General features: G+C 63.7%; 20 protein-coding genes. 13 read left to right on the top strand and 7 right to left on the bottom strand.

What is annotated here, in order from left to right:
- Nucleotides 1–712: 712 nt before the first annotated feature.
- Nucleotides 713–1882: a porin gene (locus PD284_RS17745; RefSeq protein ID WP_274629481.1), complete on the top strand. Its 1170-nt coding sequence runs from the start codon at nt 713–715 to the stop codon at nt 1880–1882.
- A 223-nt stretch (nt 1883–2105) separates the two neighbouring features.
- Here the strand turns inward: PD284_RS17745 and PD284_RS17740 are convergent, their stop codons facing one another.
- Entirely contained in the window at nt 2106–2993 is an 888-nt protein-coding gene (locus PD284_RS17740; protein ID WP_274629480.1) for an alpha/beta fold hydrolase, read from the bottom strand.
- A 104-nt stretch (nt 2994–3097) separates the two neighbouring features.
- Nucleotides 3098–5194, bottom strand: a complete 2097-nt coding sequence (locus PD284_RS17735; RefSeq protein WP_274629479.1) for a lytic transglycosylase domain-containing protein — start codon at nt 5192–5194, stop codon at nt 3098–3100.
- 241 nt (nt 5195–5435) lie between these two features.
- On the opposite strand from PD284_RS17735, the gene dapA reads away from it, so the two are divergent.
- On the top strand, nt 5436–6317 hold the full coding sequence (gene dapA / locus PD284_RS17730) for a 4-hydroxy-tetrahydrodipicolinate synthase (RefSeq protein WP_274629478.1): 882 nt from the start codon (nt 5436–5438) through the stop codon (nt 6315–6317).
- Nucleotides 6318–6341: 24 nt separating this feature from the next.
- Nucleotides 6342–6821: an SsrA-binding protein SmpB gene (gene smpB / locus PD284_RS17725; protein ID WP_274629477.1), complete on the top strand. Its 480-nt coding sequence runs from the start codon at nt 6342–6344 to the stop codon at nt 6819–6821.
- Nucleotides 6822–7028: 207 nt separating this feature from the next.
- On the opposite strand, the gene PD284_RS17720 is transcribed toward smpB, so the two are convergent.
- The 4 genes from PD284_RS17720 to PD284_RS17705 form a co-directional block, all read right to left on the bottom strand.
- Nucleotides 7029–8210, bottom strand: a complete 1182-nt coding sequence (locus PD284_RS17720; RefSeq protein WP_274629476.1) for an MFS transporter — start codon at nt 8208–8210, stop codon at nt 7029–7031.
- A gap of 192 nt (nt 8211–8402) precedes the next feature.
- Entirely contained in the window at nt 8403–8651 is a 249-nt protein-coding gene (locus PD284_RS17715) for a DUF1127 domain-containing protein (protein ID WP_274629475.1), read from the bottom strand.
- 209 nt (nt 8652–8860) lie between these two features.
- On the bottom strand, nt 8861–9538 hold the full coding sequence (locus tag PD284_RS17710; protein WP_411956228.1) for a uracil-DNA glycosylase: 678 nt from the start codon (nt 9536–9538) through the stop codon (nt 8861–8863).
- Nucleotides 9535–10113, bottom strand: coding sequence for a LabA-like NYN domain-containing protein (locus tag PD284_RS17705; protein WP_274629474.1), 579 nt, complete (start codon nt 10111–10113; stop codon nt 9535–9537). The genes PD284_RS17710 and PD284_RS17705 overlap by 4 nt, the downstream gene beginning before the upstream one ends.
- Nucleotides 10114–10403: 290 nt before the next feature.
- Between PD284_RS17705 and rpoZ the strand changes: the two genes are divergently transcribed.
- The 10 genes from rpoZ to PD284_RS17655 all read left to right on the top strand — a co-directional run bounded on the left by rpoZ (nt 10404) and on the right by PD284_RS17655 (nt 19204).
- Nucleotides 10404–10808, top strand: a complete 405-nt coding sequence (gene rpoZ / locus PD284_RS17700; protein WP_274629473.1) for a DNA-directed RNA polymerase subunit omega — start codon at nt 10404–10406, stop codon at nt 10806–10808.
- A gap of 112 nt (nt 10809–10920) precedes the next feature.
- Nucleotides 10921–13152, top strand: coding sequence for a RelA/SpoT family protein (locus PD284_RS17695; RefSeq protein ID WP_274629472.1), 2232 nt, complete (start codon nt 10921–10923; stop codon nt 13150–13152).
- Between the two features lie 25 nt (nt 13153–13177).
- A complete protein-coding gene (gene pyrE, locus PD284_RS17690) occupies nt 13178–13756 on the top strand; it encodes an orotate phosphoribosyltransferase (RefSeq protein ID WP_274629471.1) in 579 nt (192 codons plus the stop codon).
- Nucleotides 13757–13769: 13 nt separating this feature from the next.
- A complete protein-coding gene (acpS, locus tag PD284_RS17685; protein ID WP_274629470.1) occupies nt 13770–14174 on the top strand; it encodes a holo-ACP synthase in 405 nt (134 codons plus the stop codon).
- 128 nt (nt 14175–14302) lie between these two features.
- On the top strand, nt 14303–15052 hold the full coding sequence (lepB, locus tag PD284_RS17680; RefSeq protein ID WP_274629469.1) for a signal peptidase I: 750 nt from the start codon (nt 14303–14305) through the stop codon (nt 15050–15052).
- Nucleotides 15052–15771: a ribonuclease III gene (gene rnc / locus PD284_RS17675; protein WP_274630683.1), complete on the top strand. Its 720-nt coding sequence runs from the start codon at nt 15052–15054 to the stop codon at nt 15769–15771. The genes lepB and rnc overlap by 1 nt, the downstream gene beginning before the upstream one ends.
- Nucleotides 15768–16676 carry a GTPase Era gene (gene era / locus PD284_RS17670; RefSeq protein WP_274629468.1) on the top strand — a complete coding sequence of 303 codons (909 nt, stop codon included), beginning with the start codon at nt 15768–15770 and terminating at the stop codon, nt 16674–16676. The genes rnc and era overlap by 4 nt, the downstream gene beginning before the upstream one ends.
- Before the next feature lie 150 nt (nt 16677–16826).
- Nucleotides 16827–17849 carry a Gfo/Idh/MocA family protein gene (locus PD284_RS17665; RefSeq protein ID WP_274629467.1) on the top strand — a complete coding sequence of 341 codons (1023 nt, stop codon included), beginning with the start codon at nt 16827–16829 and terminating at the stop codon, nt 17847–17849.
- 78 nt (nt 17850–17927) lie between these two features.
- Nucleotides 17928–18689 carry a DNA repair protein RecO gene (gene recO / locus PD284_RS17660; RefSeq protein ID WP_274630682.1) on the top strand — a complete coding sequence of 254 codons (762 nt, stop codon included), beginning with the start codon at nt 17928–17930 and terminating at the stop codon, nt 18687–18689.
- The gene (locus PD284_RS17655; RefSeq protein WP_274629466.1) at nt 18686–19204 is read left to right on the top strand and encodes a PaaI family thioesterase; all 519 of its coding nucleotides are present in this window, start codon (nt 18686–18688) and stop codon (nt 19202–19204) included. Before recO ends, PD284_RS17655 begins: the two co-directional genes overlap by 4 nt.
- Nucleotides 19205–19261: 57 nt before the next feature.
- Here PD284_RS17655 and PD284_RS17650 read toward each other — a convergent pair whose 3' ends face one another.
- A complete protein-coding gene (locus tag PD284_RS17650) occupies nt 19262–20500 on the bottom strand; it encodes an MFS transporter (RefSeq protein ID WP_274629465.1) in 1239 nt (412 codons plus the stop codon).
- Between the last annotated feature and the right edge of the window lie 75 nt (nt 20501–20575).

Below are 20575 nucleotides of genomic sequence, written 5' to 3'. Positions count from 1 at the left end.
AATCAATGGTTAAAGTATCGAGTCCGGGTATAATGCTGAAAAGTATGGGTACTCGCCTAAACCGGCGTTCCCTGCCCCATCCCCTAGCCCCCATTCCCAACTTTGAAGAATGCAGCCGAAGCACGCCCCCTTCGAGAGCGGACTCATATCGAGTCGGAGCGTGCATTCAACCTCATACAACGATTATGGCCGTTGCATCGGCTTGGGCGGATGCAGTTGTGACCAAAAAGACACAGAAATTGAGAGCCGCCTCCGCTTCAACCTATGGCAGTCGTCTCGCCGCCTTGTCCTCCTCGAGGGTCGCGTTACTTCTCGGGCGTCAAGGGCGGGCGCAGCCCGGCTCAAGAGGCTGCCGGCTGGCGGCGCTCGCGCGGAGGTTGCGAGTCAGATGGAGCTCAATCAAGCTGAGTCGACCGCAAGTATTCGTCTGCACACGTATGAAGTTGCGAGTTGTCAGCCTCTTGATGGTTACGTGGAAGTAAATAGCGTGGCCAAAACGTGTCCTTTTCGCAACAGCGATTGGGCATACAGGTGGGGCAACCGCCACATTTGAATTGTCAGGGTTGAACGGCAAATCAGCATCGGTAAGAGTTGGCGAGGAAGAGGGAGCGCCTAGCGGGCCTTTTTCAAGTAGGGGATGGGACAGGGAGCAGCTGTCCTTCAGCAAATATAGCCCAGACCCGGTACTTTAACTTTTGACTGGAGGTCAGAAATGAGCATCAAGAGCCTTCTTCTCGGCTCGGCGGCGGCCCTCGTCGCAGTGTCCGGCGCACAGGCCGCTGACGCGGTCGTGATTGCCGAGCCGGAGCCGGTGGAATACGTTCGCGTCTGCGACGTGTACGGCACCGGCTACTTCTACATTCCGGGCACCGAGACCTGCCTGCGCATCGGCGGCTACGTCCGTTACCAGGCGTCTGGCGGCGATCTCTGGGAGCGTTCTGCGGTCGATCACGAGGACGGCAGCATCAACGAGACCTGGAACAAGTATGCACGTCTGTCGCTGCAGACCTGGACCGGCACCGAGACCGAACTCGGCACCCTGAAGACCTACACGGAAACCCGCTTCCAGTGGGGCAACGGCTCCCCGAGCGGCCCGGTGATCTTCGACACCGACGGTGACGGGTTCGCCGACTCGGCTGGCGGCACCAACGGCTATGACGGCACCTCCGTTACGCTGAACTTCGCCTGGATCGAACTTGGCGGCTTCCGCGTCGGTAAGGACGAATCTGCCTATACCGTGTTCCTCGACTATGCCGGCGGCGTCATCGCCGACGATCTGGTGCCCTACGGTCCGTTCGACACCAACCTGATCAGCTACACCTTCTCGACCGGCAACGGCTTCTCGGCGATCGTCTCGCTCGAAACCGGCGCGGACGACTCCTACGGCCATGACTACTCGATCGACAGCTACGTCCCGCACGTGGTTGCCGGTGCGAAGTTCACGCAGGGCTGGGGCGGCATCGGCATCGTTGGCGGCTACGACAGCATCCATGAGAACTGGGCTGTCAAGGCGCGCTTGGACATCAAGGCTACCGAAGCCCTGTCGTTCTTCTTGATGGGCGGCTGGGGTGACGATGACGCCGATGAGGTGGTCGGTGTCGATCCGGATACGGGTCTCCTGATCATCGGCGAGACTGGCGCCAACTTCTACAAGCCTTGGGGCGGCGAGTGGGCGATCTGGGGCGGCATGACCGCGCAGGTCTCCGAGAAGGCCGTCATGAACCTGCAGCTCGGCTATGACGACTCGGAGCAGTTCGGCGCTTCGTTGAACGTCCAGTACGAACTGGTCCCGGGCTTCCGGATCACGCCTGAAATCGACTACTACGACAACGGCGACGATGACGCATTCGGCGGCATCATCCGCTTCCAGCGCAGCTTCTGATCGGCTGAGCTGATCGTTCGTGAAAACCCGGCGGGCAACCGCCGGGTTTTTCGTTTATCAACGGGGTGGGATTGGGCTCGGTGACCAAGGCCCCGAATGCGCGGATGCTGCATTGGGCGATTGGCGCGGCGGTCCGCCGGATCGTACTTTACCTTGATCTGGTGTTGGCGAACCGGAGAGCGCCTCCCAACGGGACTGTGCAGGATAGCTCTTCGACTTTCGGTCAGCGGCGCTCCGCCCGATCGAAGAAAGCGGCGATCCGCTCAGGCAGGTCGCCGCTCTCCAGAAAGGGCGCGTGCCCCTGGCCCTCGACTGTGATCGTCTCCATCTGAGGGCTGCGTTTCGCCATTTCCGCAAGAGTCGATTCGGACAGAAGCGTCGAATTGGCGCCGCGTATCGCCAGGACCGGCCTGCCGGCGAGTGCATCGAACTCCTTCCAGAGCTGCGGGAGGGGCTGGTCGGGATCGCCCGAGGTCAGGGTCTTGACGAGTTCCGGGTCGAAATCCGGCACCGGCAGGCCATGCTCGATTCGGTAGAGCGCGTCTCCCATTGCCGCCCAGTCCTCGTCGGCGAGAGCAGGGAAGGCGTGCCCATGGATCTTCTTCTGGGCCTCGATAGCTTCGGCAAGCGATTGGAGACGCACCTGATTGTCGAGATAGTTTCGGATCGCTTCGAGGCCCTGGCGCTCAACGACGGGTCCGATATCGTTGAGGACCGCCGCTGCGATCACCTGCGGCTTGAACGCCGCCATGACCTGCACAATCAGGCCGCCTCGCGAGGTGCCGATGAAGAGCGCGCGGTGAATGTTCAGCGCGTCGAGACCCAGCAGGATGTCTGCCAGTTCCGCGCCCACGGTATAATTCTGCCAGTTCGGATCGTACGCCGACAGTCCGCGGCCGCGATAGTCGAACGCGACGACCCGGCGCGGAACCGGAGCCTGCTGCGACAGAAACCGGGCCAGGCGGTGGAAATCCCGCGCGTTGCGCGTCAGTCCGGGCAGGCACACGACCGGAAGCCGGCCTTTCCGGTCCTTTCCATAGACGCGGGCGTGAAGTCTCAGCCCGTCCGCCGATTCATAGAAGAAGTCGCTGAATTCGGTGGTTTCGGACATGGCGGACATCGCTCCTCGTGCGGCTTGGCCGCGCACCCGGCGTCATGGGTACGCGAGCGACGAGAGCCGATCAAGCTCTGCCGCGGCGAGGAGGCATGCCGCGCCTATTGCCGTCCATGCACCAGATCTCCGACGATATTGAACTGTCCCGTCAGTCGCATCTTGTAGACCTGATAATTCTCCATGACGCGTTGCACGTAGCCGCGCGTTTCCGTGAAGGGAATTCTCTCGATCCAGTCTACGACCGTATCGATGTCCTTGCCGCGAGGATCGCCGTAGCGCTTGATCCACTGCGACGCACGGGAGGGGCCGGCATTGTACCCGGCGAAAGTGAGGATGTAGGAGCCGTCGAAGCGCTCGAGCTGCTCGCCGAGGAAGGCGGCCCCGAGCGTCGCATTATAGCCGGCGTCGGTTGTCAGCCGCGCCTTGGAGAAGGGCAGGCCGTTCCGCTCCGCCATGTCCTTGGCTGTACCGGGCAGGAGTTGCAGCAGCCCCAGCGCGCCGGCTTTCGAGACCGCGCCGATGTTGAATTCGCTCTCCTGCCGCGCGATCGCATAGGCGAGGGCCTTGCCCGCGTCCTTGATGTCGGCGGAGGGCGGGATCACCCCGACCGGATGCGCGAGTCCGCCGATATCGATGCCACGGCGCGCGGCAGCTTTGGCAAGCCGCAGCGAAAAGAAATGGTTGCCGCGCTTCTCTGCCTTGGCGGTCAACAGCGCCATTTCGCCGGCGCTCGTCAGCTGGACGGCGAGGTCGCGGTAGAGCCGGTCGGCGAGACCTGCATGGCCGGCTGCCTCGAGACGAGCGATCGCCTGGACCGATTCGCGGCGCGCAAAGCTCCGGAGGTCGGACGCGCTGGGCTCGGGGTTGGGCACGTTGATGATGGAGAGGCCGATTCTTTGGGCCGCCAACTGTCCATAGAAGGCCGTGCCGTAGCCGGCGGCCTTCCGATAGTAGGTTTTTGCATCGCCGGGCGCGCCTGCTTCCGCGGCACGCCCCATCCAATAATAGGCGCGCGAGGACGAGATTGGCCCGTCCGCGATCTCGGCGATCCGGGCGAAATGCCTGGCCGCCTTGACCGGCTCGTTCAGCCCGCGCAGCGCGTACCAGCCGGCATGGAACTCGGCGTCTACCGCATTGCTGGGGTTCTGTGCGGAATGCGAGGCGGCCACGCCATAGGCGCCCTTCACATCGCCAATGTCCATCAATTCACGCGAAAGCACGCGGCGCTCGATCCACCACGCGTCCGGGTCGACCAGGCTTTCGCCATCCTTGGGCGCCTTCGCCATGGCTGCGGCGGCCTTGGCGAACTGCTCCGCGCGCCGCAAGAGTCTGGCCTCAGCAAAATAGAAGCCGGCCGATCTCTGGTCGGCGGGCACGGCGGCGAGCAGCTTTGCCGCGCCTTTTTCTCCGCGCAGCACGGCCGCCCATGCTTTCTGCAGTTGCTCCGCGCCCGCGCGTGGCGCAACGCGCTCGGCGGAGCGGATCCGCTCGGCATAGAGCATCCGCTCCATGCGGAACCGATGATCCGATTTAGTGAGGAGTTCGCCGAACTCCTTGAGGATTGCGGCCTCGTCTCGCGCTTCGAGCTTTTCCGTGCGCCAGAACGGACCGATCACCTTCTGCGCTGCCGTCCGGTCGTCGAGGGCGAGGTGGGCGCGCGCAAGGGCTCTCGCGCCTTCGGCTGTTTGTGGCGGCATGCTTCCGAGCGTTTCGAGCACCACGTTCGGCGGGGGATTCTCCCTGAAGAGCGCCCGCTCGCCGTTCCTGCGCAGCATGTCCACGCCCGGCCAATCATGCAGTGCTCGCGCGGCCCCCGCGATCTCATGGCTGGCGAGGCCTCCGCCGATCGCGATGGCCCACGTCATGATGTGGTGATCGAGAGATCCTTCGATCAGCGCTTCGCGCGCGGTCCAGGCTGTCCGCACGTCGCCTACTGCGAGGGCGTCCAGGCCGCGCTTCAGCTCGGCCATGCTGACTGCGCCGGCATCCTCCATGAAGGCGGGTGCGCGCGGGATCGATGCGGTGGTGATGATGTCGAGACGTCCGGTCTTCTCGGTGCTGGGGGGCGTGCCGGGGAAGGTAGCCACCTTCGCGGCGCCGGGCACCTTGGAAGCGCCGGACACCGCTGGCGTGCCGGCAGGTACGAGGAGCGAGAGCGCCGCGATCAGCACGAGGCGGCTGCACCACTGGACTGACATCAACAATTTCCCCTTCCAGTCACAATACACGGCTGAGCGGGTATGCGACAGCCTATGGGCAGCCGGTGAAGAGCGGGTTAACGATTGGTTGATCCGATCCATAGATTGTCGCTTTTCGGGGAACCGCCGTTTATTGCGGGCTTGAAGTGTCAAGACTATGGTGCGCGGCTTCGCCTTCCGTTAGAAGGCGCGATTCAAGACAATACGCCCTGCGGAATGGGGCCATGGAGTTCGCGAGAAGATGCTCAGAGGGTCGTTGACTGCGCTTGTGACGCCTTTCACGAATGGCGGCGCATTCGACGAGAAAACCTTTCGGGCTTTCGTCGAATGGCAGATCGCGGAAGGTACTACGGGCCTTGTTCCCGTAGGTACGACCGGTGAATCCCCAACGCTCTCGCATGACGAGCATCGCGCTGTGGTGAAGACCTGTGTCGAAGTGGCGAAGGGGAGGGTCCCCGTTGTCGCCGGCGCCGGCTCCAACAATACCGCGGAGGCGGTCGGCCTAGTCGAATATGCGGAGAAGGTCGGCGCCGACGCCGTGCTGGTGGTGACGCCCTACTACAACAAGCCGACCCAGCGCGGTCTCTATGCCCATTTCGCGGCGGTCGCCAAGGCGACCAGCCTGCCGATCATCATCTATAACATCCCGCCGCGCTCGGTCGTTGACATGACGCCGGAGACGATGGGCCGGTTGGCTCACGACTTCAAGAACATCGTCGGCGTCAAGGACGCCACCGGCAAGGTCGAGCGGGTCTCCGAGCAGCGCATGACCTGCGGCAAGGATTTCATCCAGCTCTCCGGCGAGGACGCTTCGGCGCTCGGCTTCAACGCGCACGGCGGCGTCGGCTGCATTTCGGTGACGGCGAATGTCGCGCCGCGCCTGTGCGCGGAATTCCAGGAAGCCACGCTTCGCAACGACAAGGAGCGCGCGCTGGAACTGCAGGACCGCCTGATGCCGCTGCACAAGGCGATCTTCATTGAGCCCGGGCTTGCTGGCGCCAAGTACGCGCTGTCGAAGCTGGGCAAGGTCGAGAACATTGTGCGCTCGCCGCTCACCACGATCGAGGCGTCGACCGCCGAGAAGATCGATGCGGCGATGCAGCACGCGGGATTGATAAACTAGGCGCAAACCGCCTATCTACCCAGCATGGCTCCCGGCAAGAAATCCGATCCGAACAACAAGGTCGCTGCGGAAAACCGCAAGGCGCGCTTTGCATATGAGGTGCTCGACACGCTCGAGACCGGCCTTGTGCTGACCGGCACCGAGGTGAAGTCACTGCGGCAGGGGCACGCCAACATCCAGGAGTCCTATGCCTCTCTGGAGGATGGCGAGATCTGGCTCATCAACTCCTATGTGCCTGAATATCTGCAGGGTAACCGCTTCAACCACGAGCCGCGCCGACGCAGGAAGCTGTTGCTGAAAAAGCGCGAGATGGCGCGCCTTGGGCAGGCAGTCGACCGCGAAGGCATGACCATGGTGCCGCTCAAGATCTACTTCAACGATCGCGGCCGCGCCAAGCTGCTGCTCGCCATCGCGCGTGGCAAGAAGCTGCACGACAAGCGCGAGAGCGAAAAGCAGCGCGATTGGGCGCGGGAGAAGGGGCGGTTGCTGAAGGAGCGCGGCTAGGAGCCTGCCCCAGCGCACGCAACCTTCGGAATCCACCGCTTCGTATGCCTGCGATGGCTTGATGCCTGGACGGCCTTGACGCCGGTAAGTTCTTCGGAGGCCAGGACGCCCCACCTTCCCAAACCCGCCGAAGCGGATGTTCAGGTTCCCGCCGTCGCCCCCTCTGCGGCCGCCTATTGCCTCCGTCGGTCCAGAGGCAAGTCTTGGTCAGGTGCGGTCCGGTCTGTCACGCGAATAGGCTTGCTTTCGACCAAGCGCTCCCGCCATCGCGAACGCGACGAGAACGAGTGGAAGGCCAAGCCCGAATGCCCACCTTATGCCCCAGTGCTCCGCGACGAAGCCGAGCAGGGGCGGGCCGAGCAGGAAGATGACGAAGGAAATCTGCGCCAGCGCCGCCACATTGATGGCCGAAGGTCGGTCCGTACGCTGCGCGGCGGCGGAGATGGCGAGAGGGAAGATGGCGCTGCTGCCGATCCCGAGCAGCGCAAATCCTAGCAGCGAAAGCGCCGGCGTATGGGAGAAGAACACCAGCAGGATGCCCGCCGTGAGCACGCTCAACAGGAAGCGAGCGACCCGGCTTGGCGAGTAGCGGTCCACGAACCGGTCGGCGAAGAAGCGCGAGGTCGCCTGGGTCAGCGCGAACAGGGCGACCGCAAAACCGGACCAGAACGGTCCCGCGCTGTAAACGTCCCTCATATAGATGGCGGACCAGTCCATGCTGGCGCCTTCCATCAGCATCGCGCCGAGTGTCACCACAACCAGGATGAGGATCGCGGCGCTGGGCCGTGCCACGAGCGGTAGGGTCTCGCCCTTTGACTCCGCACGGTGGGGAGCGGGTTCATAGTTGCCGAAGATCAAGGCTGCGCCGAGCAGGCAGATCGGCACGACGAGCGCGAGGTGGACCTGCGGCGACAGTCCAAGTTGCGCCAGGCCCGATCCGAACAGGCCTGCTCCGAAGAAGCCGAAGCTCCAGAAAGAATGGGCGCGGTTCATGATGCGGCGGCCGATCAGATGCTCTGTGCGATCGGCCTCGACATTTAGCGCGACCTCGATGGTTCCGACCATGAGCCCCACCGGGATGAGCAGAAGAAAAAAGATCAGCGGCCCGGGCGCGTGCACGGCAAGGGCATAACCAAGGCTCATCAAGGGAATTGTGGTCAGGAGCGCGGCGCGGTAGCCGATCCTTTCGAGGATCGGGGCAGCGAAGGTCAGTGCCGCCAGGGTCCCGACCGGCGTGCCGATCAGCCCGAGGCCAAGCGCTCCCTCCTCGATACCCATTGACGCCTGGATATCGGGCAGACGGGGAAAGATGTTTCCCAGGCCAAACGAATAAATGCCGAAACCGGCATAGATCCGGTTGGCGGGACTCATTGTCAGGCCGATGTTCATTCGTGCAGGTCCGCAATGCGATCCGAAGCAGGGAACTGCTCGGCCGCCTGTGATCGTCTGCTGTTGCGTAGCGCTCGCAGCAGAGAACTGCAACGCACGGGATGATATGGACGGAGAGGCGGTCGCCGCGCGACCGCCTGTTGCCCGGCAGGAGAGGGAGCCGTGGATGCGGCGTTCCAGCGGTGTCGCGGTTCAGCGGCGCCAGAACGGCTTGGCGAGCTCGGCGTCAACCTCGGCCATGGTGAAGCCCATCTTCTGGATGAGCTCAGGAGCTTCGCTGGCAAGGCGAGCGAGTTCCCGACGAGCGCGGATGCGCTCTTCCCAAGTGTAGATGACGCGCCCCATCGCGCCCTTGTCGTAGAGGCCGTCGGGCGCGTCCTCGCCGCTCGGGCTCCTATGCACCGCACGATGGAAATGGAATACGGTCAGCACGGAGATCATCGCGCTCTCCCATGAATGCGGCACTTCCCTAAGCGGCAAGGGAATGCAGGAATGCAGGTGGACCTGGCGCCGCTTCCGCTCAGAGTAGATCGCTCATTTCGGCGCGCGCATATGTGGGATTTCGCACGAGGGCGCGTGGAATTCGTTCTGACGCGGCTTGGCGTCTGATGTCGGGGCGTTCTTTGGTGCTCGTGAGCTGATCGGCCCGGTCACCGCGGCAACTCATGCTCCAGGAACGCGGCGATCTTCTCGAACACGCCGACAAACATCGCCTCCGTCAACACGCCGGTGTTCGTGTTGTAGCGCGAGCAGTGGTAGCTGGAGAAGAGCGTGAGCGCGCCGATCCTGTGTTCGCCGGCGTGCTTGAACGGGTGGGCCGCCACGCGTCCACCCAGTGCGCGTACGGTCGACTGGTGCGCGATGGCGCCGAGCGCCAGCACTGCTTCAAGCCGTGGAAACCGATTGATGGTTGCCGAAAGAAACCGCCGGCAGGTCGTGATCTCGGCGCCGGTCGGCTTGTTCTCCGGCGGAACGCAGCGAACTGCATTGGTGATCGCCGTATCGATCAGTTCCAGCCCGTCGTCGGGCCTCGCCTGGAACACGCCGCGCGCGAAGCCGAAGCGGACGAGCGTCGAGTAGAGGAGATCGCCCGCATAGTCGCCGGTGAAGGGCCGGCCGGTACGGTTGGCGCCGCGCAGTCCGGGCGCCAGTCCCACGATCAGCAGGCGTGCGTTGCTGTCGCCGCCGACGGGCAGGAAGGTCGGCACCGGCCCGTTGAACCAGTCGGGCTCCCTGTCGCGCCATCCGGCGATGAAATCATGAAGGCGGGGGCAGAGCGGGCAGTCGTGGCCGGGCTCCGTGACATGCGGCGCAAGCAACTGCGTCAAACCTCGTCGTCGTTTTCCTGGGGCTCGGGACGTCGCACTGGCCGCTCCGATGGATCGCGGCCGATCTCGGCCTTTAGCGACATGAGGTCAATGAAATAATCCGCCTGCCGTCTGAGGTCGTCGGAGATCATCGGCGGCTGCGACGCCATGGTGGAGACGACGCTGACCTTGCGTCCGCGCCGCTGCAGCGCATCCACCAGGGTGCGGAAGTCGCCGTCGCCGGAGAAAATGACGTAGTGATCGACGACGTCCGCCAGCTCCAGCGCGTCGATCGTCAGTTCGATGTCCATGTTGCCCTTTATCTTGCGGCGACCGGACGCGTCGGTGAATTCTTTTGCTGGCTTGGTGACGACCTTGTATCCGTTGTAGTCCAGCCAGTCTATCAGCGGGCGTATCGATGAATATTCCTGATCCTCTACAAGCGCGGTATAATAATAGGCGCGAAGTAGATAGCCTTTTTTCTGAAAGCTTCCCAGGAGCTTGCGGTAATCTATGTCGAAGCCAAGCGAGCGTGATGTTGCGTAAAGATTTGCTCCGTCGATGAAAAGGGCGATCTTTTCACGTGGATCAAACATGTCGGTAGTCCCTGAATGTAATGATCTCAAACAGTCCAGTGTGAAACGTACGGCCAGCGTCTACGGTTTCACGCCGTAATCGATTTGATGTCAACGATAGATCAGATAGCGTTCTTCCTTATTCCCGCAACCCACATGCAAGGTGACGCAAGGAAATGTGAAGAGGAGGGGCTAGGCTCGCCGATCCGCGAGCTCCGCGTCCCTATGCCCAAATTGCTTGAAATCTGGAGTGCTTCAGTTTATGGAGCACGCAAGTTTTCCGACACATCCAAGCGTGAAAGGGGCAATCAGTGGCCCGCGTTACTGTTGAAGACTGCATCGATAAGGTCGACAACCGCTTCGAACTCGTCCTGCTCGCCAGCCATCGTGCGCGGCAGATTTCGCAGGGCGCCTCGATCATGGTGGATCGCGACAACGACAAGAATCCGGTCGTCGCCCTGCGCGAGATTGCCGACGAGGTCCTGTCGCCAGGCGACCTCAAGGAAGATCTGATCCACTCCCTCCAGAAGCACGTCGAGGTTGACGAGCCCGAGGCGCCGGAGGCCCCCGAGGTTGCGGACAAGACGGTGCCGGCCGTCGCCAGCGCCGTCGACGAGGACGAAGACAGCAACATCACCTTCGACCGGATGTCGGAGGAAGATCTGCTCGCCGGCATCGAGGGCCTTGTGCCGCCGGAAAAGAGCGACGACTTCTGATTTGCGAAACGCGTTCAGCCACTTCCGTGGCGGCGCGATTCATGTCTAATTGCTTCAAGCGCTGCGTCATTGACGCGGCGCTTGATTTCTTTGTGCTTCCGGGATTTCGCCTATGATGCGTCAGTACGAGCTTGTCGAGCGCGTCCAGCGCTACAAGCCTGACGCAAACGAAGCCTTGTTGAACAAGGCCTATGTGTACGCCATGCAGAAGCATGGCCACCAGCGCCGTGCTTCGGGAGATCCCTATTTCTCCCACCCGCTGGAGGTGGCGGCGATCCTCACCGACATGCACATGGATGAGGCGACGATTGCGGTTGCCCTGCTGCATGACACGATCGAGGACACGACGGCGACGCGTCAGGAGATCGACGAACTGTTCGGACCGGACCTCGGGCGTCTGGTCGAAGGCCTGACCAAGCTGAAGAAGCTCGATCTGGTCTCCAAAAAGGCCGAGCAGGCTGAGAACCTGAGAAAACTGCTTCTGGCGATCGCCGAGGACGTGCGGGTGCTTCTGGTCAAGCTTGCCGACCGCCTCCACAACATGCGCACGATGGACCACATGCCTGAGAGCAAGCGGTTGCGCATCGCCGAAGAGACAATGGACATCTATGCGCCGCTGGCCGGGCGCATGGGCATGCAGGGCGTGCGCGAGGAGTTGGAAGACCTCTCCTTCCGCTACATCAATCCGGAAGCCTACAAAACGGTGACCGCGCGCCTGGCAGAGGTCGTCGAGCGGAATCGCGGCGTCATCGAGGATATCGAGAAGACGCTGACGAAGCTGTTCGAGAAATACTCCATCAACGCTACGGTCAAGAGTCGCCAGAAGAAGCCCTGGTCTGTCTTCCGCAAGATGGAGACCAAGGCGCTTTCCTTCGAGCAACTGTCGGACATTTTCGGCTTCCGCGTCCTGGTCGATACTGTGGAGGACTGCTACCGCGCGCTGGGCGCCATCCATACCTCCTGGTCCATGGTCCCCGGTCGCTTCAAGGATTACATCTCGACGCCGAAGCAGAACGACTACCGGTCGATCCACACCACCATCGTCGGTCCGTCGAACCAGCGCGTCGAACTCCAGATCCGAACGCGAAGCATGCATAACGTCGCCGAATACGGCGTGGCGGCCCATGCGCTCTACAAGGACGGTAGCCAGTCCGGCAACGGATCGAGCCATGCCTTGTCGAAGGACACCAACGCCTATGCCTGGCTCCGGCGCACGATCGAGCAGCTGGCCGAAGGCGATAACCCGGAAGACTTCCTCGAAAACACCAAGCTTGAACTTTTCCAGGACCAGGTCTTCTGCTTCACGCCGAAGGGAAGGCTGATCGCGCTGCCACGTGGCGCCACCCCGATCGATTTTGCGTACGCCGTGCATACAGATGTCGGCGACACCTGCGTCGGGGCCAAGGTCAACGGCCGCACTATGCCGCTGATGACCGAGCTAAAAAATGGCGACGAGGTCGAGATCATCCGCTCGAACGCCCAAACGCCGCCCGCCGCGTGGGAGTCCATCGTCGTTACCGGCAAGGCGCGCGCTGCGATCCGGCGGGCGACCAAGAATGCGGTCCGCAAGCAATATTCCGGTCTGGGCCTGCGCATCCTGGAGCGCGCATTCGAGCGCGCCGGAAAGGTTTTCCAGAAGGAGAAGCTGAAGCCTGTCCTGCCGCGCCTTGCGCGCAAGGACGTCGAGGACGTGCTGGCCTCGGTGGGGCGCGGCGAGCTTGCGTCCGCCGATGTGCTGAAGGCGATGTTCCCCGACTATAAGGATGAGCGCGTCACGTCCGCTCCGCAGAAGCCGCGCGAGGAGGGGTGGTTCAACCTGCGCAACGCCGCCGGCATGCTGTTCCAAATTCCCGGCCGTTCATCGCGCCGCCAGAGGAGCGAGCGCAAGGGGGAGGGCGCGGTGCCGATCCGCGGCGTGCGTGGAGACCTCCCGGTGAAGTTTGCACCCGAAGGCGCTGTGCCCGGCGACCGTATTGTCGGCATCCTGCAGCCGGGCGCGGGCATCACCATCTACCCCATCCAGTCGCCTTCGCTCACGGCGTTCGACGATCAGCCGGAGCGCTGGGTCGACGTGCGCTGGGATATCGACGAGGGCATGAAGGAGCGGTTCCCGGCTCGCATTTCGGTGTCGGCCATCAACGCTCCCGGTTCGCTTGCCGAAATAGCGCAGGTCGTCGCGACTAACGACGCCAACATTCATATGCTGTCGATGGTCAGAACGGCGCCCGACTTCACCGAGATGCTGATCGACCTCGAAGTGTGGGACCTGAAGCATCTCAACCGGCTGCTCTCGCAGCTGAAGGACAGTTCGGCCGTCAGCGGCGTGCGCCGCGTGAATGGCTGAGGTCAAACGCAGGCATAGAGGTAGAATGAACACCAACGAAGTCCTCGACGTCTTCCGCTCCGCCGGCGCGGTGCTGGAGGGACATTTCATCCTGACGTCGGGCTTGCGCAGTCCGGTCTTCCTGCAGAAGGCGCGGGTCTTCATGCATGCCGACAAGACCGAGCGGCTGTGCAAGGCGCTGGCCGCGAAGATCCGGCAGGACGTCCCGGGCCAGATCGACTTTGTCGTCGGTCCGGCGATCGGCGGCCTGATTCCTGCCTACGAGACGTCACGCCACCTCGGCGTTCCCGCCATCTGGGTCGAGCGCGAAGCGGGCGAGTTTCAGCTCCGCCGCTTCGAGATCGAGAAGGGGGCGCGCGTCGTCATCGTCGAGGACATTGTCACCACCGGCCTGTCGATCCGCGAAACCATCGACTGTTTGCGCAAGCTTGGCGCGGAGGTCATTGCCGCTGCGTGCATCATCGACCGTTCGGCCGGCAAATCCGACGTGGGTGTCCCGTTGATTGCGCTCGCCGAGTACGAGGTGCCGGCCTACCCGGCCGACCGGCTTCCGCCCGAACTGGCGGCCATTCCGCCCGTCAAGCCGGGCAGCCGCAACATCTGAAGGAGCCACCCTGGTGATCCTTGGAATTGGCAGCGATCTGATCGACATCCGTCGCATCGAAAAGGCGCTCGAGCGCCACGGCGAGCGTTTTCTGGCACGCGTCTACACACCGGTCGAGCGCGCCAAATCGGATCGCCGGGCCCAGCGTGCGGCTTCCTACGCAAAACGCTTCGCGGCCAAGGAGGCCTGCGCCAAGGCGCTGGGCACCGGCATGTCGGACGGGGTGTTCTGGCGCGAAATGGGTGTCGTCAATCTGCCCGGCGGAAAGCCCACCATGCACCTGACCGGCGGAGCGGCGGCGCGGCTTGAAAGGATGCTGCCGGCAAAGCATCGGGCAGTCATCCACCTCACCATTACCGATGATTTTCCCTTGGCGCAGGCCTTCGTCATCATCGAGGCGCTTGCGGTCGAACAATAGCCATCATCGTCTGAAACGAGCGAGAAACAGCCATCATCGTCCGAACAACCCCGCGGCAAAGCGCGCGAGGCCGTTGCCCGGAATCGACCGAGCCGCTAAGACGAAGCCCATCGGAAAACGAGGAAGACATGAGCGTGGCCGAAAAGACCCGGAAGAAGGCCGGCGGACTTGGCGAGACAGTCAGCGTCATCGTGCAGGCGCTGCTGCTCGCCCTCGTGATCCGCACCTTCCTGTTCCAGCCGTTCTCGATCCCCTCAGGTTCGATGCGGCCGACGCTTCTGGAGGGCGACTATCTGTTCGTCACCAAGTGGGCCTACGGCTACTCGCGTCACTCGCTGCCGTTCTCGCCGAACATCTTCTCGGGACGCATCTGGGGAGGCGAGCCCGAGCGGGGCGAAGTCGTCGTCTTCAAGTATCCCCCGAATCCCTCGCTCGACTACATCAAGCGCGTCATCGGCCTGCCTGGAGATCGCATTCAGATGCGCGGCGGCCAGTTGTACATCAACGGAGCGCCGGTGCAGCGCGAGAAGGTGGGCCAGATCGAGGATCCGGATGTGACCGAGATGGATCGCCCGGTCGACGTCTATCGCGAGACGCTGCCGAACGGCGTCAGCTACGACACGCTGGATCTCTCGCCGAACGGAATCGGCGACGACACGCGCGAGTTCATCGTGCCCGAAGGCCACTACTTCATGATGGGCGACAATCGCGACAACTCCACCGACAGCCGCTTCGCAGTTGGCTTCGTGCCCTATGAAAACCTTGTTGGACGCGCCAATATCATCTTCTTCTCGATCGCCGGCGGCGCCAGCCCGCTGGAGATCTGGAAGTGGCCGACCGAGATGCGGCCGACGCGTTTGTTCAACTTCGTGAACTGATGCCGCTCAAGCGACCCAAAGGAGATGCGCTGGCTGCGATAATCGCGGAGCGCACCGGCTACGCGTTCCACGATGTTGCGCTGCTGCAGCGTGCGCTGACGCATTCGAGCGTCCGCGGGAAGGTCGGCGCCGACAACGAGCGACTGGAGTTCCTGGGCGACCGGGTGCTCGCGCTGGTGGTCGCCGAGATGCTGTTCAGGCGGCATCCCGAGGCGACACAGGGAGAGCTCGCGGTGCGGCTGAGTTCTCTGGTGAGCGGCGACTCCTGCGCCGAGGTGGCCGAGGAGATCGGCATGACCGAGTTCATTCACGCCGACGCCGCGGTGCGAGGGGTGAATGGACGCAAGGCCAAGAACGTGCGCGCCGACGCCATGGAGGCGCTGATCGCGGCGGTCTATCTCGACAGTGGGCTTGAGCCCGCCCGGGCTTTCATCCTGCGCTTCTGGGAAAAGCGCGCGCAGACGGTGGGGCGCGCCGTGCGCGATCCGAAGACCATGCTGCAGGAGTGGCTTGCGCAGAAGGACAGCGCGCGCCCAACCTATGCGATCATCGGACGCGAGGGACCGGATCACGAGCCGGTCTTCACCGTCGAGGTGCAGGCGCCGGGCTTCGACGCCTCCGTCGCTACGGGGAGGTCGCGTCAGGCGGCCGAGCAGGCGGCAGCGGCTGCGTTCCTTGCCCGCGAGGGCGTCACCGACAATGCGGATGCTGCGGCATGACTGAACAACCCACTGAAACGCGCTCGGGCTTCGTGGCGCTGCTTGGCGCGCCGAACGCCGGCAAGTCGACGCTGGTCAACCAGCTCGTCGGCGCGAAGGTATCCATCGTCACCCACAAGGTGCAGACCACGCGCGCGATCGTGCGCGGCATTGCCACCCATCACAACGCGCAGATCGTCTTCGTTGACACGCCTGGCGTCTTCAAGCCGAAACGGCGGCTCGACGAGGCGATGGTGACGACCGCATGGGGCGGCGCCAAGGACGCCGACGTCGTGCTCGTCCTCATCGACGCGGAGCGCGGCATCAAGGGCGACGCCGAAGCGCTTCTCGAAAAACTCGAAACCGTCAGACAGCCGAAGATCCTGGTGCTGAACAAGATCGACTGCGTCAACCGGGAAGTGCTTCTCGGCCTGACGGCCGAGGCAAACCAGCGTGTCGCCTTCGAGCGAACCTTCATGGTCTCCGCGCTGACGGGCTCCGGCTGCCAGGATATCCTGGACTATCTCGGCCAGACTTTGCCTGCCGGCCCTTGGTACTATCCGGAGGATCAGATCTCCGACCTCCCCATGCGCCAGCTCGCCGCCGAGATCACCCGCGAGAAGCTCTTTCTGAGGCTGCATCAGGAGCTGCCCTATTCTTCCCACGTCGAGACGGAAAGGTGGGAGGAGAAGAAGGACGGCTCGGTCCGTATCGAGCAGGTGATCTACATCGAGCGGGACAGCCAGAAGAAGATCGTGCTCGGCAAGAAGGGCGAGACCATCCGCGCCATCGGGCAGGCTGCTCGCCAGGAGATTGCGGAGATCCTGGAGCAGAAGGTGCACCTGTTCCTGTTCGTGAAGGTGCGCGAGAACTGGGGCGACGACCCCGAGCGCTATCGCGAGATGGGTCTGCAGTTCCCGACCTGACCCCCTTTGGCGGAGCCGTCCAGCCCGCCGATCAGCTCTCCACTGATCCTCGGCCGCGATTTCGTGGCAGGAATGTCCTCCAGCCCGACCGCGGACTTGCGGGCGCGCACGTCCGATTGTCTTATGGGGCGCGATCGTGGAGGAAAGGCGATGAGCGTCAGGGTTGGAGTGATCGGCGCGGGCAGCATGGGCGCAGGCCACGCCCGCATGCTGAACGGCCAGATTGCCGGGTGCGAGGTTGCTGCAGTGACTGACGCCGACGCCGGCCGCGCACGTGGCCTGGGCGATCAGTTGCGCGGCGCCCGCGTGCTGCCCGACGGCGTTTCGCTCGTTCGCGATGCGAGGGTCGACGCCGTTGTGGTCGCGTCTCCCGATCCGACCCATTATCCGCTCGTCATGGAATGCCTGCGCGCGGGCAAACCGGTCCTCTGCGAGAAGCCTCTAGGAACGACGTCGGCGGAATGCCTGGAGGTGGTGGAAGCCGAAATCAAGCTCGGCAGGCGCCTCGTGCAGGTAGGCTTCATGCGTCGCTTCGATCCCGGCTACGAAGCCATGAAGGCGGCTGTCGACGACCGGCGGCTCGGCGCGCCGCTCTTCCTGCATTGCATCCACCGCAACGCGGTTGCCGCCTCCTACACCACCTCGGACATGATCATCCTCAACACTGCGGTGCACGAACTCGACGCCGCGCGGTTCCTGCTCGGCGAGGAGTTTGTCGACGCGACCGTGCGCGCCGGCCGCGCGACGTCAGCGGCGCCCGACCGGCGTCCGCAGTTCCTGGTGCTGGAGACGGCATCCGGCGTGATCGTCGACATCGAGGCTTTTGTGGACGCGCAATACGGCTACGACGTGCGCGCCGAACTCGTCTGCGAGAAGGGCGCAATGTCGCTCGGTCAGACGTCGCCGGTCCATTCATATGCCTCCGGCTCGTCCGGCCATGCGTTGCACCCGGACTGGATCGGCCGCTTCGATGACGCCTACCGGCGCGAGCTGCAGGCATGGGTGAATTCCATCGCCACCCCGGGCAAACCGGTCGGCGCGTCTGCCTGGGACGGCTACGCGTCCACGAAGACAGCTGAAAAATGCCTGGAATCGTACCGCTCGCAGCGCCCCGTTCGCGTCGATGTCGGCGGGCGTCCCTCCTTCTACGACGGAGCGCAAGCGATGAGCTGACGCCAGGAGACGCGCGCCTGGGCCGCTTCGCCGCGCGCAGTCCTTGATTTCGTCGCGGATGCGATGAAAGGCTGGCGCATGGAGTGGCGCGACGAAGGAATCGTTCTCGGTACGAGGAAACATGGCGAAACCAGCGCCATCCTCGAAGTGATGACGCGTGCCCATGGACGGCACCTCGGGCTCGTGCGCGGTGGCCGCTCCCGCAAGCAGCAGCCGACGCTGCAGGTGGGCAATTTCGTCGATCTCCTGTGGCGGGCCCGGCTCGACGAGCATATGGGCGTCTTCCAGGTCGAGCCGCTGGAGCTCAATGCCGCACGCCTCTTCGACAGCGCGTCCGGCATCTTCGCCATCCAGACGCTTGCCGCGCATCTGCGCCTCCTGCCGGAGCGGGACCCACACGCCGCGCTCTTCGAGGCGCTGAGGGTGATGATCGCACATCTCGACGAGCCGTCTGCGGCGGGCGAGCTGCTGGTCCGGTTCGAATTGCTGATCCTGGAGGATCTCGGTTTCGGCCTCGATCTCTTGACCTGCGCCGCGACCGGCACGCCCGACGACCTCGCCTATGTCTCTCCGAAGTCGGGCCGCGCCGTCTCGCGTGCAGCCGGTGCGCCGTGGCATGACAAGATGCTCGCACTGCCCGGCTTCCTGCGCGCCGGTTCCGGCATTAGGGCGGATCGGGCAGCCCTTGAGGACGCGTTCCGGCTGACGGGCTTCTTCCTCGACCGAAGCGTCTACGAGCCACGGGGCATCGCCCCGCCGGAGTCCCGGGCCGCATTCCTCGGCGCTCTCGCAAGGCACTTTTCGAAAATCACCGCGCTCGACGGAGACGATGCAGCATGACCGAAGTCGAGCTCTACCCGGGCCGCGTCTCTCCACTGGGCGTCGGCACGATCCCGCATGAGGATCTCGAAAGGTACACCGGCCTCGAGCTGCTCCAGCGCATCGTCGATGGAAAGTATCCGGCGCCGCCGATGGCGGCCGCCCTCAGTTTCGCGCTGACGGAAGTTTCCGAAGGCCGCGCCGTGTTCCGTGGCTTGCCGGGCGTCAATCACCTCAATCCGCTGGGTGCAGTCCACGGTGGATGGGCGGCGACGATCCTCGATTCGTCACTCGGTTGCTGCGTGCAGACGACGCTCGCAAGGGGCGAGGCCTATACGACGGCGGAGTTCAAGGTGAACCTGACGCGACCGATCACGCCGAAGACGGGCGAGGTGATCTGCGAGGGCAGGGTGGTGCATCGGGGGCGCACGCTTGCCGTCTCCGAAGCGACGTTGAAAGACCGCGACGGCAAGTTGTTGGCCTTCGGCACCGAGACATGCTCCATCTTTCCGGCGGCGAACCTCGCGCCGCGGTGATCCGGCCTGCCGCCGGAGAGTGACCGGAGCTGCGCAGGCCGGTGGCCTAATCAGGGATCATTCCGCGGGCGCAAGCTGCACCCTCTCGACCGGCTTTTCGGCAATTGGGAGATGTACGACGGCGGCAAACAGGCCGAGCGCAACGCCGAGCCACCAGACCGGATCGTAGGAACCGAGCCGGTCGTAGAGATAGCCGCCGAGCCAGACGCCGAGGAACGAGCCGATCTGGTGGGAGAAGAAGACGACGCCGCCCAGCATGCCGAGGTGGCGCGTGCCGAACATGATGGCGACCAGGGCGTTGGTCGGCGGCACAGTCGACAGCCAGAGCAGGCCCATCAAGATCGCAAAAACGATGACGGTGAGCGGCGTCTGCGGGAGGAGCAGGAAGGCTGTCACGAGAATCGATCGCGCGAGATAGATGAAGCTCAGGAAGTACGGCTTGGAGTAATGCTGGCCGATGATGCCGGCGCCGAGCGAGCCGATGATGTTGAAGAAGCCGATCAGGGCCAAGGCGATGACGGCATAGCGCGCGTCGATGCCGAGGTCGCCGAGATAGGCCGGGAAATGCGCCGTGATGAAGGCGACCTGGAAGCCGCAGACGAAGAACCCCGAAACGAGCAGCATGTAGCTTCGGTGGGAGAGCGCTTCTCGAAGCGCCTGCGCCGCGGTCTGCTGGAACGTCGCCTGCGCTGCGCTGCCCGAACTGGCGTTGCCGCGCAGCGGAATAGCCAGCGCCGGAATCACCAGCATCATCAGGCCCATGATGATCAGCGAATCATGCCAGCCGAAGGCCGAGATCAGCCCTTGGCCCAGCGGTGCAAAGATGAACATGCCGGCCGAGCCCGCCGCGGTGCCCAGTCCGAAGACGAAGCTGCGGCGCTCGGCGGCGACGTTGCGGGCAAAGGCGGCGAGCACGATGCCGAAGGAGCCCGCGGCCACGCCCAGCCCGACGAGCAGACCGCCGCCAAGATGCAGTATTCCGGGCGTTGGCGACCATGCCATCAGGACCAGGCCCGCCGCATAGATGATGCCAGAGAGCGCCAGCACGCGCCATGTGCCGTATTTGTCGGCCAGCGCCCCGAAAATGGGCGTGCCAAGACCCCAGGCGAGGTTCTGGATCGCCATGGCAAGGCCGAACGTGGTGCGGTCCCATCCCTTTTCGGCAAGCATCGGCAGCTGGAAGAAGCCCATGGCCGACCGCGGACCAAATGTCAGCGCGGCGATCAGGCAACCGCAGATGATGATGAGCCAGGGTAGCGTGCCGGCTGTGCGGGGAGTAGCGGGGGCGGTTGCCATCCGGGCGTTCCTTGTGAAAAATGGCGGGATAGTATCGAGAACGATCGACGAGACAAACGAATTGATCTGGCCCAT

The sequence above is a fragment of the Mesorhizobium shangrilense genome (assembly GCF_028826155.1).
Lineage (GTDB): Bacteria > Pseudomonadota > Alphaproteobacteria > Rhizobiales > Rhizobiaceae > Arvimicrobium > Arvimicrobium flavum.
Note: the sequence above shows the minus strand (reverse complement) of the source record. Positions and strands in the feature narration are given on the sequence as shown.

Excerpts from the sequence above, each read along its gene's own strand:
- PD284_RS17745 (WP_274629481.1), top strand. The coding sequence starts at position 713 with ATGAGCATCAAGAGCCTTCTTCTCGGCTCGGCGGCGGCCCTCGTCGCA.
- PD284_RS17740 (WP_274629480.1), bottom strand. The coding sequence starts at position 2,993 with ATGTCCGAAACCACCGAATTCAGCGACTTCTTCTATGAATCGGCGGAC.
- PD284_RS17735 (WP_274629479.1), bottom strand. The coding sequence starts at position 5,194 with ATGTCAGTCCAGTGGTGCAGCCGCCTCGTGCTGATCGCGGCGCTCTCG.
- dapA (WP_274629478.1), top strand. The coding sequence starts at position 5,436 with ATGCTCAGAGGGTCGTTGACTGCGCTTGTGACGCCTTTCACGAATGGC.
- smpB (WP_274629477.1), top strand. The coding sequence starts at position 6,342 with ATGGCTCCCGGCAAGAAATCCGATCCGAACAACAAGGTCGCTGCGGAA.
- PD284_RS17720 (WP_274629476.1), bottom strand. The coding sequence starts at position 8,210 with ATGAACATCGGCCTGACAATGAGTCCCGCCAACCGGATCTATGCCGGT.
- PD284_RS17715 (WP_274629475.1), bottom strand. The coding sequence starts at position 8,651 with ATGATCTCCGTGCTGACCGTATTCCATTTCCATCGTGCGGTGCATAGG.
- PD284_RS17705 (WP_274629474.1), bottom strand. The coding sequence starts at position 10,113 with ATGTTTGATCCACGTGAAAAGATCGCCCTTTTCATCGACGGAGCAAAT.
- PD284_RS17695 (WP_274629472.1), top strand. The coding sequence starts at position 10,921 with ATGATGCGTCAGTACGAGCTTGTCGAGCGCGTCCAGCGCTACAAGCCT.
- pyrE (WP_274629471.1), top strand. The coding sequence starts at position 13,178 with ATGAACACCAACGAAGTCCTCGACGTCTTCCGCTCCGCCGGCGCGGTG.
- lepB (WP_274629469.1), top strand. The coding sequence starts at position 14,303 with ATGAGCGTGGCCGAAAAGACCCGGAAGAAGGCCGGCGGACTTGGCGAG.
- rnc (WP_274630683.1), top strand. The coding sequence starts at position 15,052 with ATGCCGCTCAAGCGACCCAAAGGAGATGCGCTGGCTGCGATAATCGCG.
- era (WP_274629468.1), top strand. The coding sequence starts at position 15,768 with ATGACTGAACAACCCACTGAAACGCGCTCGGGCTTCGTGGCGCTGCTT.
- PD284_RS17665 (WP_274629467.1), top strand. The coding sequence starts at position 16,827 with ATGAGCGTCAGGGTTGGAGTGATCGGCGCGGGCAGCATGGGCGCAGGC.
- recO (WP_274630682.1), top strand. The coding sequence starts at position 17,928 with ATGGAGTGGCGCGACGAAGGAATCGTTCTCGGTACGAGGAAACATGGC.
- PD284_RS17655 (WP_274629466.1), top strand. The coding sequence starts at position 18,686 with ATGACCGAAGTCGAGCTCTACCCGGGCCGCGTCTCTCCACTGGGCGTC.
- PD284_RS17650 (WP_274629465.1), bottom strand. The coding sequence starts at position 20,500 with ATGGCAACCGCCCCCGCTACTCCCCGCACAGCCGGCACGCTACCCTGG.